The organism is Pseudomonas sp. FSL R10-1350 (assembly GCF_009600525.1).
In the GTDB taxonomy this organism is placed as follows: Bacteria; Pseudomonadota; Gammaproteobacteria; order Pseudomonadales; family Pseudomonadaceae; genus Aquipseudomonas; species Aquipseudomonas helleri.
In genome coordinates, this window is sequence record NZ_WIVR01000029.1 from 12,793 (window position 1) to 26,101 (window position 13,309).

Below are 13,309 nucleotides of genomic sequence, written 5' to 3' on the forward strand. Positions count from 1 at the left end.
GATGCTCGCTTGAGAAGTCGTTCGAGTGCGCGGTTTATTCGCCGGTGAAGGCCGGTCGGCGCTTTTCCTGAAAGGCGCGGATGCCTTCGTCGCGGTCACGGGTGCCGGCCAGCAGGGTGAAAGCATGGCGCTCCAGGCGCAGGCCGCTGGCAAGGTCAGTGTCCATTGCCTTGAGCAGCGCCTCTTTGGCCAGACGCACGGCCAGCGGCGCCTTGGTGGCGATGCTGTGGGCGATGTGCAGGGCGCGTTCAACAGTGAATTCGGGTTGGGTCACTTCACTCACCAATCCTGAACGCAGGGCCTGGCGGGCGTTGATCGGCTCGCCCGTGAGGACCATTTGCATGGCCATCGACTTGCCCACGGCGCGCAGCAGACGCTGGGTGCCACCCGCGCCGGGCATGATCCCCAGGTTGATTTCCGGCTGGCCGAAGCGTGCGTCTTCACCCGCGATGATGATGTCGGCATGCATTGCCAGCTCGCAGCCACCGCCCAGGGCAAACCCGTTAACCGCTGCAATCAACGGCTTGCTGAAACGAGTGAGGGTCTGCCAGGACGCCTGGCGCGGGTCGTCGAGGATGCCGACCAGATTGCGTTCGGCCATTTCGTTGATATCGGCGCCTGCGGCAAAGGCCTTGGCGCTGCCGGTGATGACCACCGCGTGGGTGTTGTGGTCGCTTTGCGCAGCGTTCAGTTCGTCGGCCAGTTCGCCAAGCAATTGGGTGGTCAGGGCGTTCAAGGCTTGCGGGCGCTGCAAGGTAATCAAACGCACGCCGGGCTCGATGAACTCGACGGCAAGGGTTAGTGGCATGGCGGATGCCCTCACGGTGCACGCTCGGCGGTCAGCCGGCTCATTATTGGATCGGCCTGAGGGGCCGGTTTTGCCCAAGTATAGCTTTGACGTGATACACAAATGCAACGATAAAATTAATTTAACGTGTCTTATTCTGTTGGTTTGAGTTTTTGTGTAGCGCTTTTTAATGAGGGTTTATGACCTGAGAGCCGCGATTTTATGCGCTTTAAAGGCGTTATATGGCCGATTTTACGGGGTTGCTGGTGAGAGGTTTTTAAGTGATACGCTTTTTTGTAAATTGTGATTACAAAAGTGATGTGATACAAAATGCCCGAACATTGGCATCGCTTTGCGAATACGCCAGGCACTGAGTCAAAAGGAAGCGTTCATGACCTGTTACAGCCTCGATGGCCTGACCCCGGTGGTCGATCCCACCGCCTATGTCCACCCTTCAGCGGTGCTGATCGGCGATGTGATCATTGGCCCGCATTGCTACGTGGGCCCGCTGGCGAGTTTGCGCGGTGATTTCGGGCGGATCGTGCTCGAAGAGGGCGCCAATCTTCAGGACACCTGCGTCATGCATGGTTTTCCGGACAGCGACACAGTCGTGGAGCGCAACGGCCACATCGGCCATGGCGCGGTTTTGCACGGCTGTCGGGTGGGCGCTGATGCGCTGGTGGGGATGAATGCCGTGGTGATGGACCATGCGCGCATCGGTGAGCGCTCATTTGTGTCGGCGGCGGCGTTCGTTAAAGCCGGTTTCGAGTGCCCGCCGCAGTCATTGGTCATGGGCACACCGGCCAGCGTCAAACGCACACTCAGTGATGAAGAAGTGGCCTGGAAGCGCACGGGCACCCTTGAATATCAGCGCCTGGCCCAGCGTTGCCTGACGCAGATGCAAGAATGCGCGCCGCTTGGCGAAGCGGAGCCCGACCGGCCGCGTATCAGCGACAGCGGTTTGCGCCCCAAGCGCAGCGCCCAGTGAACTCTGGCGCCGAATTTTTCGGTATATTCCTTTCTTTTTTCAGCCCGGTACGTCCATGTCGTCCCTGACCCCCTTGAATCAACTGATTACGCGCTTTCAGGAGCAAACGCCGATTCGCGCCAGCTCCCTGATCATCACCTTGTACGGGGATGCCATTGAGCCCCATGGCGGAACGGTCTGGTTGGGGAGTTTGATTCAACTGCTCGAGCCTGTCGGGATCAATGAACGGCTGATCCGCACGTCGATCTTCCGCCTGACCAAGGAAGGCTGGCTGAGCGCCGAAAAAGTCGGCCGACGCAGTTACTACAGCCTCACCGGTGCCGGGCGTCGGCGTTTCGACAAGGCGTTCAAGCGGGTCTACAGCTCAACCGTTCCCGCTTGGGATGGCTCGTGGTGCCTGGTGATGCTCACGCAACTGGCTCAGGACAAGCGCAAACAAGTGCGCGAAGAGCTGGAGTGGCAAGGTTTTGGTGCAATTTCTCCGGTGCTGCTGGCCTGCCCGCGCAGTGATCGTGCCGACGTTAACGCGACCTTGGCCGACCTTGATGCCCAGGAAGACACCATTGTCTTCGAGACCACCGCGCAGGATGTAATGGCCTCCAAGGCCTTGCGTCTGCAGGTGCGTGAAAGCTGGAATATCGAGGAGCTGGCAACCCATTACAGCGAGTTCATCAAGTTGTTCCGACCGCTCTGGCAAGCCCTGCGCGAGCAGGACAATTTGCTGCCATGCGACTGCTTCCTGGCACGTCTTCTGCTAGTGCATGAGTACCGTAAATTGCTGCTGCGTGACCCGCAGTTGCCAGACGAACTGCTGCCCGGCGACTGGGAGGGCCGGGCTGCACGACAGCTGTGCCGAAATATCTACCGTTTGATCTTCGCCAAGGCGGAGGAGTGGTTGAACAGTGCACTGGAAACGGCCGATGGGCCGTTGCCGGATGTCGGAGAGAGTTTCTATCGGCGTTTTGGCGGGCTTAAATAAGCCGCCAACATCCCAGGAGAGTCGCTGTTCGTTTTAGCGTGGATCAACGTAGATAAAAACAATAAACCTGCGTGAGGCCTCACATGAATTCTTCAATTGCACAGCGCCGTGACGGCTTCGATCAATGGATCCATCAGGTCAACCGCATCTGCGGCGCCTTCAGTGCGCAAACCTTGGGCGATGAGTTTTCCGGTCACATCCGTGAATACCAGAGCGGTGCACTCAAACTCAGCTTTGTCGATGCTTGTCAGGCGCGGCTGTACCGCACGCCGAAGGAAGTCGCAGCGAGCGAAGGCGGCAAGTACTTTGCGGTGTTCCAGCTTGACGGCAGCGCCTGCATGGCGCAGGGCGACAACCGGGTGTCGCTGTGCGCCGGTGACATCACCTTGATCGATGCCTCCCAGCCCAGCGATTTCACCTATCACGAAAACTCCCGCCAGTTGTCATTGATCCTGCCGCACCGGCTGATCGAGCAGTCCTTGCGTTATACCCCGGTCAAGTGCGGCCACTTGATCGGCGCGAAGTCACCCATTGCCACGTTGTCGCACCACTTAATACTGGACGCTGCGCGCCAGACCAACTTGAGCCAGCAGGAAAGCGAAGCGACCCTGGATGCCGTGATCAGCCTGCTGCGCCCGGCCATCAGCCAGAGTGAAGGCGTCGACGATGTGCATGAGCGTATTTTTCGCAAGACCCTCGGCTATATCGATGAGCATATTCGCTCGGAAGACCTCTGCCCCGAACTGCTGGCGCGGGAGGTGGGGGTGTCGATGCGCGGGTTGTACCGGATGTTTGCCCGCAAGGGCCTGGTGGTGGCGCGCTATATCAAAAATCGCCGCCTTGACCTGTGTGCCGAATCCCTTCGTCAGTCGCGTACCGAACAGAAGTTGTCGGCACTGGGTTACTCGTGGGGGTTTTCCGATTCGAGCTACTTCTCTACCGCGTTCAAGTCGCGCTTTGGTATTTCGCCTGGTGAATACCGCAAGCAGTACGCCTGAAACAACAATGCCCCCGTCACCACGGTGACAGGGGCATGGCTTATACAGGTTATTTTGCCGTGTTGAGGTTCAGCGTCGGAGTCTCATCGAAGAAGTTCCACGGTTTCAACAGCACGTGTACCCACTCGGTCGGCATGATCGGCCATTCCTCGGCCCTGGCGATGTGGGTTGTACCGGTGGTGAGCCACACCACATTGTCGGTGTTGTCGATGGACTGGTTATCATGGGTGAACTGCCCCAGCCCAGTGTCGGTTTGCGAGCGGTTCGGGTATTTGCCTTCCGGGTACTTTTCGTCCGGGTTGTAGCGCGTCACCCAGAGTTGTTTGTCCATGAAGCTCAAGCGGTGGTAGAGCCATTCGTCCTTGCCGAAGTTGGCGCCCTTGGCCACCGGGTGAGTGCCACCGGCATACGGGATCAGTTGGTAGGACACGGGGTTGCCGACTTTGTTTTCCTTATTAAGGTTGCTCAGCAGGCGCACGGTCGACGGGTCGAATTTTTGTGCAGCTTGCTGTTCGGTGCTGACCACACGCTGTTCGGTCTGCATGGTGCTGGTGCGTGGGCCGCCACGGTCGTTTGGCGCGATGACCGGGTTTATTTCGACCAGTGAGTTGTTTTCCCCGTCTATGTCCATGTCCAGGCGAAAGTTATAGATGTGCTGGTGGGTGGTGCCGACGATGTTGTGGTCGATCAGGGTGCCGTAGCGAGTGTCTTCCTTGGCGGTTGCTTCATGCATGGTTTTACTTTTCACGCCCTTGACCGCTTCGATACCCGTAGCGCCTACGTCGATGCCAATGGTGCCGTTCTGCTGCAAGACCCAGTCGAAGATGTAGTCGTAGTTGCCCACGGTGCTGATCCAGCGGATCACCAATTCACGCCGCTCGGCGCTCAGGTTGGGCTGGCCCATTTCCTGGTGTTTGTATTCTGGACCGGCGTAGCGTTCGAACACAGCGAGGGCGTGAGGGATTGTGGTGGGTGCACCGGTGTAATCAGCAATGGTTGCATCCAGCAGCACGGCATTTTGCGGAGCGTCTTTACCACGGGCAATCGGCGAGGTGAGCGTGCCCATGCCGTAGTCGCCCGAATCCAGATACGCCTTGAAATACCAGCCTGCGTCCGGGTCCCCGTACGGCACGATCATGCCGCCCAGGTTGCCCTCGTACATGATCTTGCGTTTATTGCCTTTGTCGTCATAAGTGACGGTAGACAGGATCGGCCCGACCCGTGAGTCGAGACGCACGTGCAAGTCCCAGTTCTGCCAGTGAATGCTGTTGCCGGTAATGGTGTAGTTCTTGCCCTCCGGCTCGATGATCTCCAGCGGCTTTAGCGCGACGCTCTTGCGATCGCGACCATCGTAGGGGGTGGCTTTTATGGGGACCGGAATCACTCCTCCATCCTCGACCTTGATGAGTTTCTTTTGCTCCAGGTCGACCACCGCGACCAGCCCCTCGATCGGATGGGCCCAGTAGTTGCCGTCACCAACATCGAGGTAGCTGACGATTTTCAGCAGGCGCTTGTCTTGGGTCAGACCGTCCTTGCCGTCGAAATAGCCCACGGTGAGGGGTGTCGTCACCACTTTTTTAATGTCAGTGATGCCACGTTTAGCCAGCGCCTGGGCGTATTCGGGGCTGGTATCGATCACGGATTGCACGGTGGCAAAGTCGTCCAGCAGCACCATGCCGTGAGCGCCTTCAACGGGCTTCCACGACAGCAGGGTTTTGCTGTCCAGATCGACCTGGCCTTCAATCACGTGCTTTCCGTCCAGCACCACGATATTGGCCTGACGCGGCTGCGCAGGTTTTTGCCCGGTGTAGATGAAATTCCACACCTGGTCCTTGGGCGGGGTATGCACCGAGATTTCGGTGAATCGCAAACCCGGTTTGTAGTGCCCGGATGTCTTGATGATCTCGACCGCAGTGTTGATCTCATCCGCGCTCAGCGGGTTGAGCGGGCTGGGGCGGGTTTCGATGACAAATGTTTTGTCCAGACCGGACTGGAACACCTGGTTGATGAAGTCTTTGGACATGAACGCCGTCTTGCCCTTGAACACCACCGGCACCGTCAACTCCATGCGCTTGCCATTGAGCACGGCGACTTTGCTGTCGGGTTTCACCTTGAGGTAGGCGCCGTCCTTGGCAATCACAAACACATCGGCGTAATCGTCCCATTTGACGGTGGCGCCAAACGCTTCGAGGGTTGACTGCAACGGCACCATTTCGGCGGCGCCGCCATGGGCGTGGGCGTTGGACTGCAAGCCGGGCAGGCCTAATGTGCCCAGGGCAATGGCCAGTGCGAATCGGGCCAGGGGCGTTCGTTTGAGCAAAGCGGCGGGCGAAAGCATTTCTGATTTCCTTGAGGTAAACCGAGGACAGTGTCAGGCAGCACTTTGCTACAGCGCGTGGAGGGATGCTTTTGGATTCTCGCCAAAATCCTTGTGCTGCGTGCCTGAATTGTCAGGCCGCCTTATTCGCAACCGTTGTTATGCCTGCGATCCAGGTTGCGCAACGTTTGGCAAATCAGCCAATACAACTGGCACGCAGGGAAAACCCGGCTTGGCGTCGAGCATCGACAATCGCGTCAACCTTGCCGGTCACAGTGAGCGGCTTGCAACTCAATTGAAAGAAAGGTGCTTTATGAGCAACGTTGAAATCCTGCCACAGGTTGCTGCATTCCTCGATCGTCGCCATGGCTGCTTTATTGACGGCCAATGGGTATTGGCAGATGGGCAAACCATTGCAGTGCTCAACCCGGCGACCGGCCAAGTGCTGTGCGAAACCCTGGATGCACCGCCGCACCTGGTTGAACAGGCTGTACAGTCGTCTCGCGCTGCTTTCAAGTCGGGTGTGTGGTCCGGTTTGCGTCCGGCCGATCGGGAACGGATCCTGCTGAATTTCACTCGCCTGGTTGAAGAACACGCTGAAGAACTGGCGCAGCTTGAAACGCTGAGTCAGGGCAAGTCGATCAATATGGCGCGGGCGCTGGACCTCAATGCCACCGTTGAATTCATGCGTTACATGTCCGGTTGGGCGACGAAAATTGAAGGCCAGACCTTTGATGTGTCGATTCCGCTTCCGCAGGGGGCGAAGTTCACCACGTTCACCAAGCGTGAGCCGGTCGGTGTGGTGGTGGGTATCGTGCCGTGGAACTTCCCGCTGATGATCGCCGCCTGGAAACTGATGCCAGCGCTGGCCAGCGGTTGCACGGTGATCATTAAACCGGCGATGGAAACCCCGCTGACCGCCATGCGCCTCGCTGAACTGGCGGTTGAGGCGGGTATTCCGGCTGGCGTATTCAACGTGGTGACCGGCGGTGGCGCCTCAGTCGGCGGTAGGTTGACCAGCCATCCACTGGTGAGCAAGGTGTCGTTCACCGGCTCCACCCTTGTGGGCAAAAGTGTCGGCGTGGCTTGCATGGAGAATATGACGCGGTTTGCCCTGGAACTGGGCGGCAAGAACCCGATGATCATCCTGGCCGATGCTGACGTCGAAAAAGCCATCCAGGGCGCGATCCTCGGCGGTCTGTTGAACAATGGCCAGGTGTGTGCTGCGGCATCGCGCTTCTATGTGCACCGCTCGATTCACGATCGTTTTGTCGAAGGGCTCGCCGCTGCAGTCTCGGCCCTGCCGATGGGCGCGGGCATGAACTGCGATGCGGCGATCAATCCTTTGGTGTCGCGTAAACAGCAACAGAGCGTGCTCAAGCACATCGAACTGGCGCGCGAGCAAGGTGCGCGCGTGGTGTTGGGGGGTGAATCGCAGGAAGGTGAGGGGTTCTATGTGCAGCCGACCATCCTCGCAGACATTGACCACAGCATGGCGGTGGCCCGCGAGGAAGTGTTTGGTCCAGTGCTGGCTGTCATGCCGTTTGACGATGAGGACACCGCTATTGAGCTGGCCAACGACAACCGCTATGGCCTGGCTGCCAGCCTCTGGACCAACGACCTGACCAAAGCGCTTAACCTGGTACCACGCATCGAAGCTGGCACCGTGTGGGTCAACGCCCATGTCCTGCTGGACCCGGCGATGCCATTTGGGGGTGTTAAACAATCGGGCATGGGGCGTGAATTTGGCCGTTCGGTGATTGAGGCGTGTACTGAGCTTAAATCGGTGTGCATTGCCCACTGATTGCTCGTCGCCCAATTTGATTGCCTTCTCACGCTTCACTGCAAACGGCGCAGGCATGGCTGCGCCGCCGGGTAATCAGGACTCCAGTGGCCACCACCAAAATGCCCACGTAGGTGGTCCAGTGCAGGGCGTCGCCAAACATCAGGGCGGCCCACAGCAAGGTGACCGGCGGCTCCAGATAGACCAGCGCCGACACGCGAGTAGCGGACATTCGCTTGAGCAGGGTCCACAGGCTGAGGTAAGCAATAAACGTTGAGAACAGCGTCAACCAGCCGACGGCCACCCAGACATTGGCCTGGGTGGGCACCTGGAGGTCATTCAGTGCCAAACCGGCAGCAAACAGCAGGACCAGCGTGGTGGCCGATTGTAGAAACAGTGGCATTAGCTGGCCGTCCTTGCTGTGTCCGGTTGCCAATACCGATTGCTGGCGCTGATACAACGTGGCGATAGACAGGGTGATCGCCGCGATCAATGGCAGGGCATACAGGCCAATGCCGATGTTGTTGTCGGACAGGGCATACTCGCCGCAGATCACGATGCCGACCCCGCTGAATCCGATCACCAGCCCAAGCCATTCCTGCAAGCCGCTGCGCTCATGGTTGCCCCGTGCGGCCAGGGCGGCGGTGATCAGTGGTTGCAGTGCGCAGATAATCGCCGCTATCCCGGCGGGCAGGCCGCCACGTATGGCGATATAGACACTGACCAGGTAAGCGAACTGAGACAGGAAGCCAATAATGGCGTTATAGCGCAACTGTGCCCGGGACAATGCCCACAGTCGCTGCCAGACAAACGGTAGCAAACACGCAGTGACCAGCAGGAACCGCCAGAACAGCAGGTTGATGGCGCCAGCATCTTCAGTGCCCAAGCGCGCGCCGATAAAGCCCGAACTCCAGGACAGGACGAAGACGGCTTGCAGTGAAAACAGATACAGCGTGCTGCGTGACATAGTCAATTCTCTGGATAGCGCAGTTCTTCGAAGGTAATGGGGGCGATACCGATACGTGCGAATTGTCTGGCGGCTGAGCGCTGTAAGGCCCAGCGCAGTTTTAACCAGTTGGGAATGGTCGCGGGGATGCCATCGTCTGAGGCGAGGTGCCAGAACTGGTTGGAATCTTCACGGGCGTAAGGGCAGTGGAAGGACAGCACCAACGACATGCGTCGGCCGGTGCTTACTGGCCGAACGCCATGAAACAATCGACTGCCATAAATGAATAGCGCATCACCGGGTTCGATCAGCGGGGCGGTTTCGAACGTACGGTGATTAAGGGCGTCGAAAGACTCGACAGTGCTGTTATGAAAGACGAATTCTCCGCCGGTGTAGTCGGACGAGCGCGTCAGCACAATGTTCAGCACATAGTTGGTGCCGTCGGTATGCCACATACCGAGTTGCTGCTGTTCATGCTCAGGCTTGGGATAGAAATAATTGATCTGCGACCGGGCATTGAGCATGGGGTAGGGCACCAAGGGGACGCCCGCAATGCGCGAGATGGCTAACAGGAAGCGGCGACTGTTCATCATGGCGTTGATGAACGGCGATAGCGTGGTGACTGCACGTGTGCGCCGGGAAATGATCCAGTCGCTGTTATCTGCACATTCTTCCAGACGCGTGCAGATGTCTTGAAGAATCGCCACGGCTTCGGGCGTGAACAACCGGTGTGCGCAAGCCACTGCGGTGATGGTTTCGGCCGGTATGTCGGGGTGCGGGCTCAAGGCGTAGCCCAGGTCGGCAAGTGTTCGCGCATCGCTGATCGTAAGGTTTGCCTGGCAGAGCAGGTCGTCACGCCAGGGCGCTTGCTCGTCGGCAGCGGGCGAGGCACTGCGCGAGCTTTTTCTCAACGTGGATTTCAGCGCCAGTTTTACTCGCCCGACGCCGCGTTCAAACAGGGGTAGCGGGTCTGTGTGATCCATGGTTCATGGCTCCCTGTGGTGTTGCTATTGGAGGTATTTGGCAATCTGATAGCGCACCGAGCCATCACCGCTGGCGAATTCATCCAGCACGCTGCAGTTGCAGTGTCGGGCCCTGATGCGACGGAACTGTTCTGGGGTGTATTTGAGGCAGATATTGGTCAGCAGGCAGCCTTGTTGGCGTCCCTTCTCAACGGGTTGCAGGGTGACTGCCACATGGATCAGCTCATCCAGCAGTTTGAATCTCACGAGGGTGACAGCATGCTCATCCAGCGGGATGAAGCCTTGCTGCATTGCAACGACCTGCGAAAACCTGATCATGTGCGGGTTGGCATAAAAAGCGTGGATGTTGCTTTGCAGCCCTTCTTCGTAGATCTGCATCTCCGAAATGATGTATGTGGCGTCGCTCGCGAGGCTACGAATGAGTCGTCCGGTGGTCACCGGCAACTCGTTGCCTTCTTGAAAGCCAAGCAAGGTAATCAGGGTAATGTCCTGCTCATGATGCAGGTCGGCACGTTCAACGGTTCGATAGTCGGCGGCGATGTAATTGAAGCTTCCATGCTGTTCCACGATTGGAAACACCGCGTCACGCATTACGCTTTCTGAGGTCTGATTGATGTCGATGGCGGTATAGCGCAGGGAGGTGCAAGCCTCAGTGATCCGCCCCAGCAAGTGCGCGGTCTTGATCGGTTCAGGGCCTAATTCAACATAGTGCACATGGCGATTCTCGCTCAGCAGGGCCAGACGCTCGGCAAGCGTGCCGAGAATGTCTTTGAGTGCGCCCTGGCCTTGGGCGTCGGCACATAGCCCATCCTCGGCCATGCCTTGCTGATTCAAGGCGCACATGAGCTGAAATATTTGCAAGTTGAAGCGCGAAGGGTTGCCAGAACTGGCCAGGGGGGCGGTCAGGGTCGAGTATTTGGCGTGGTTCTCAACGGTCCATAGTCGGGTGTTCTTATAGCGTTCGGTGCGTATGAGGGCATCTACAACAAAGTCATTCAGGCTCATCGGTGTCACTCCATACGGTGGTTTGAGTGGTCTTGTTTGCTCCGGTTGAGGTTACGCGTGCAGTGGCTGGCATGTGTTGACCCCACCATAGGAGTGGGTGTAAACCCTGTACAGTTGAATAAATCGAATCGCTGGTTCGACATAACGAAATCAGGTGACCTCATGGGCAGAGCCCTCGACATTGATGTGCTCAGAACCTTCCAGGCCGTGGCCAGGTTCAGGCGCTTCAAGGATGCGGCCGATTACGTCCATCGCAGCCCTTCGGCAGTGACAACGCAGATCCAGAAACTTGAGGCAAAGGTTGGGCATCTACTTTTGGTCCGCAACAATCAACTCGTTGAGTTGACGCCTGCGGGGCGGCAACTGTTGGGCGAAACCACGCGCTTTTTGATGGCCCATGACCGGCTGTTGGCAACGTTGTCGCCACAACTAATGACGGGCAAGGTTCGTATGGGAGTGCCGGATGGTTATGCCGAGCAATTGATGGCGGACTTTTTACCGCTGTTCGTCGCGGGCAATCCGGCTCTGGAGCTTGAAGTGGTGGTCAAATCCAGTACTGAACTGCTCGACCTGTTTGCACGCAAGCAACTGGACCTGACCATCGCTGTCAGTCATGAGCAGTTGAGCCATGCTGAGCGGCTGCGTTCTACACAGCCGTGCTGGGCGGCGGCTGCTGGCTTCAAGTACTATCCAGATCAGCCTTTGCCCATTGCCCTGCAATTGAGTGGCTGCCCGTACCGGGAGTCAGCGCTGGCGATCTTGAAAGCCGCCGGGATCCGTTACCGGATCCTGCTGGAGAGTGCAAATTCCCACGCTGTATTGGCGTGTGTGAGAAGCGGTTTGGCGTTGGGCATTGTGGAGGCCCAGGGGGCGGCCGATGACGGTTCGCTGATTCTTCAGATGGCGTTGCCTGGCTTGCCTGAGCATCACGTTTATCTGCTGACGGATACGTCCCATCATGCGGCAGTGCATCTGCACGAAATGCTCAGGTCATCCTTTCTGATTCAGTGATGAAACGCAGGCCCGTTGGGCTTTAAGCGGATGCCTTCACGCAACCTTGTCCACGGGATGTCCGCCGGGTCTGCGGTCATCGGACCGGGTGCTTTGGCCACCAGGATGTGCTCGGCGATGGGTTGGAAGTCGGCGCGAAAATGCACGGAGCTTTTGTTGACCAGTACGCTCATTTTTTCAGGGTCGATGCCGGCCAGCCGGTACAGGGTACGGTCCAGCATCTGGCATTTGCTTGAACTGACGGCAATGCTCACATCGTCGATTTTCAGACCCGCCACCGGGCCGACATCAACGTCCATGCCATTCATCATGGGGCCTTCGAAGCGGCAGCGGCCGTCAGACAGGTGGGTGACTTCAAAGCGGCCTTTTAATGGCTCATCCCCCGGCACGCCGGATTGCCCGCCCAGCGCGATGTCAATAAAACCACCCAGCCCGGCGGCAATCGCGGCCTGAACGGCCGCAGGATCATAGATCAAACCGATGGCAGCGTTACGCGCCTGGTGGCTTAACAGGGCTTTGAGCATGCCCATGGTATTGCCGTCGCCACCTGCGCCGGGGTTGTCCTGGGTGTCTGCAATCACGATGGGGCGTTGGGCCGACGCTGCCAATGCCATGGCCTGGCGCACGGCATCGTCTGGAAGCAGAAGCGGCACTTCCCACTGATCTTCTTCGCTGACCAGCTTGTCATACAGGGCGCCGACGGCGGCTTGCAGCGCCTGCGGATCCAGCCCATAGCCCCAGATGACCGGCCCGCACTCTTCGAAATCGGCGGCCGGAAAGCCGGGGGTGAAGGACAGCGACAGGCTTTCTGATTCAAGGTGCTCCAGTTGCTGGTAAAGGCTGCGCGCGGGCTCCAGCAGGGTGCACATGCCATTGACCGGAATCAGGAAGGGCAGTCGCAGACTGGCGTGCTGCAGTTTCCCGCAACGCAGTCGCAGATCAAGCAGTTGCGCGGCTTTTATGCCGGTTTCAGCCATGTCCACGTGGGGATAGGTTCGAAAGGCAACCATGGCATCGGCCTGTTCGAGCATCAAATCGGTCACGTTGGCGTGCAGGTCCAGTGAGACCACGATCGGTATGTCCGGCCCCACCACGGCACGCAGCCGGCTCAGCAGTGTGCCTTCACCGTCATGGGTATGTTCGGCAACCATGGCGCCATGCAGGTCCAGATAGAGGCCGTCCAGTGTCTGGCTGGCAGCCGCCTGGATGATTTCGTTGGCAATGCGTTCGTAGGCCGCTTGGGTGACATGGGCTGACGGGCTGGCCCCGGCCCAGATCACTGGAACCACCTCATAGCCCAGTCGTTCGGCCTCAATCAGAAAGCCGCCTGCGGGGATGTTGACCTCGCGTAATTTCAGCACGTCCGCGCCCCTGACCATTTGCGGGAAACCTTCGCCTCTGACGAAGTTTTCGTATTCTGCTTTGGAGGGCGCGAAGGTATTGGTTTCATGCTGGAAACCAGCCACCAGGATTCGATAGGCCATGACAGTAAACACACCTTTTTATTATGGG

At 58.3% G+C, this 13,309-nt stretch carries 11 protein-coding genes; 5 read left to right on the forward strand and 6 right to left on the reverse strand.

The features are described from left to right. Window positions 1-34 precede the first annotated feature (34 nt). Window positions 35-808, reverse strand: coding sequence for a 2,3-dehydroadipyl-CoA hydratase PaaF (gene paaF / locus GHO25_RS14410; protein WP_153391057.1), 774 nt, complete (start codon window positions 806-808; stop codon window positions 35-37). Between the two features lie 370 nt (window positions 809-1,178). Between paaF and paaY the strand changes: the two genes are divergently transcribed. From paaY to feaR, 3 genes are all read left to right on the forward strand, one after another. Then, the gene (gene paaY, locus GHO25_RS14415; RefSeq protein ID WP_153332072.1) at window positions 1,179-1,775 is read left to right on the forward strand and encodes a phenylacetic acid degradation protein PaaY; all 597 of its coding nucleotides are present in this window, start codon (window positions 1,179-1,181) and stop codon (window positions 1,773-1,775) included. A gap of 55 nt (window positions 1,776-1,830) precedes the next feature. Next, entirely contained in the window at window positions 1,831-2,754 is a 924-nt protein-coding gene (gene paaX, locus GHO25_RS14420; RefSeq protein WP_048372762.1) for a phenylacetic acid degradation operon negative regulatory protein PaaX, read from the forward strand. 83 nt (window positions 2,755-2,837) lie between these two features. After that, window positions 2,838-3,752, forward strand: coding sequence for a transcriptional regulator FeaR (gene feaR, locus GHO25_RS14425; RefSeq protein ID WP_048372766.1), 915 nt, complete (start codon window positions 2,838-2,840; stop codon window positions 3,750-3,752). A 49-nt stretch (window positions 3,753-3,801) separates the two neighbouring features. On the opposite strand, the gene tynA is transcribed toward feaR, so the two are convergent. Next, window positions 3,802-6,090 carry a primary-amine oxidase gene (tynA, locus tag GHO25_RS14430; RefSeq protein ID WP_153391058.1) on the reverse strand — a complete coding sequence of 763 codons (2,289 nt, stop codon included), beginning with the start codon at window positions 6,088-6,090 and terminating at the stop codon, window positions 3,802-3,804. Between the two features lie 292 nt (window positions 6,091-6,382). Here tynA and GHO25_RS14435 point away from each other — a divergent pair, with 292 nt between their 5' ends. Then, a complete protein-coding gene (locus GHO25_RS14435; RefSeq protein WP_123749384.1) occupies window positions 6,383-7,873 on the forward strand; it encodes an aldehyde dehydrogenase family protein in 1,491 nt (496 codons plus the stop codon). A gap of 28 nt (window positions 7,874-7,901) precedes the next feature. Here GHO25_RS14435 and GHO25_RS14440 read toward each other — a convergent pair whose 3' ends face one another. Genes GHO25_RS14440 through GHO25_RS14450 form a run of 3 tightly spaced genes read right to left on the reverse strand, consistent with a single transcriptional unit; the run spans window position 7,902 to window position 10,786 of the window. Next, window positions 7,902-8,819 carry a DMT family transporter gene (locus GHO25_RS14440; RefSeq protein WP_053225502.1) on the reverse strand — a complete coding sequence of 306 codons (918 nt, stop codon included), beginning with the start codon at window positions 8,817-8,819 and terminating at the stop codon, window positions 7,902-7,904. Between the two features lie 2 nt (window positions 8,820-8,821). After that, a complete protein-coding gene (locus GHO25_RS14445) occupies window positions 8,822-9,781 on the reverse strand; it encodes a 2OG-Fe(II) oxygenase (protein WP_048390673.1) in 960 nt (319 codons plus the stop codon). 24 nt (window positions 9,782-9,805) lie between these two features. Beyond that, window positions 9,806-10,786: a hypothetical protein gene (locus tag GHO25_RS14450; RefSeq protein WP_153332066.1), complete on the reverse strand. Its 981-nt coding sequence runs from the start codon at window positions 10,784-10,786 to the stop codon at window positions 9,806-9,808. A 162-nt stretch (window positions 10,787-10,948) separates the two neighbouring features. On the opposite strand from GHO25_RS14450, the gene GHO25_RS14455 reads away from it, so the two are divergent. Continuing rightward, a complete protein-coding gene (locus tag GHO25_RS14455; RefSeq protein WP_153391059.1) occupies window positions 10,949-11,797 on the forward strand; it encodes a LysR substrate-binding domain-containing protein in 849 nt (282 codons plus the stop codon). Here GHO25_RS14455 and GHO25_RS14460 read toward each other — a convergent pair. After that, a complete protein-coding gene (locus GHO25_RS14460; protein ID WP_153391060.1) occupies window positions 11,791-13,281 on the reverse strand; it encodes a M81 family metallopeptidase in 1,491 nt (496 codons plus the stop codon). The two genes, GHO25_RS14455 and GHO25_RS14460, sit on opposite strands and share 7 nt — an antisense overlap. Window positions 13,282-13,309 lie beyond the last annotated feature (28 nt).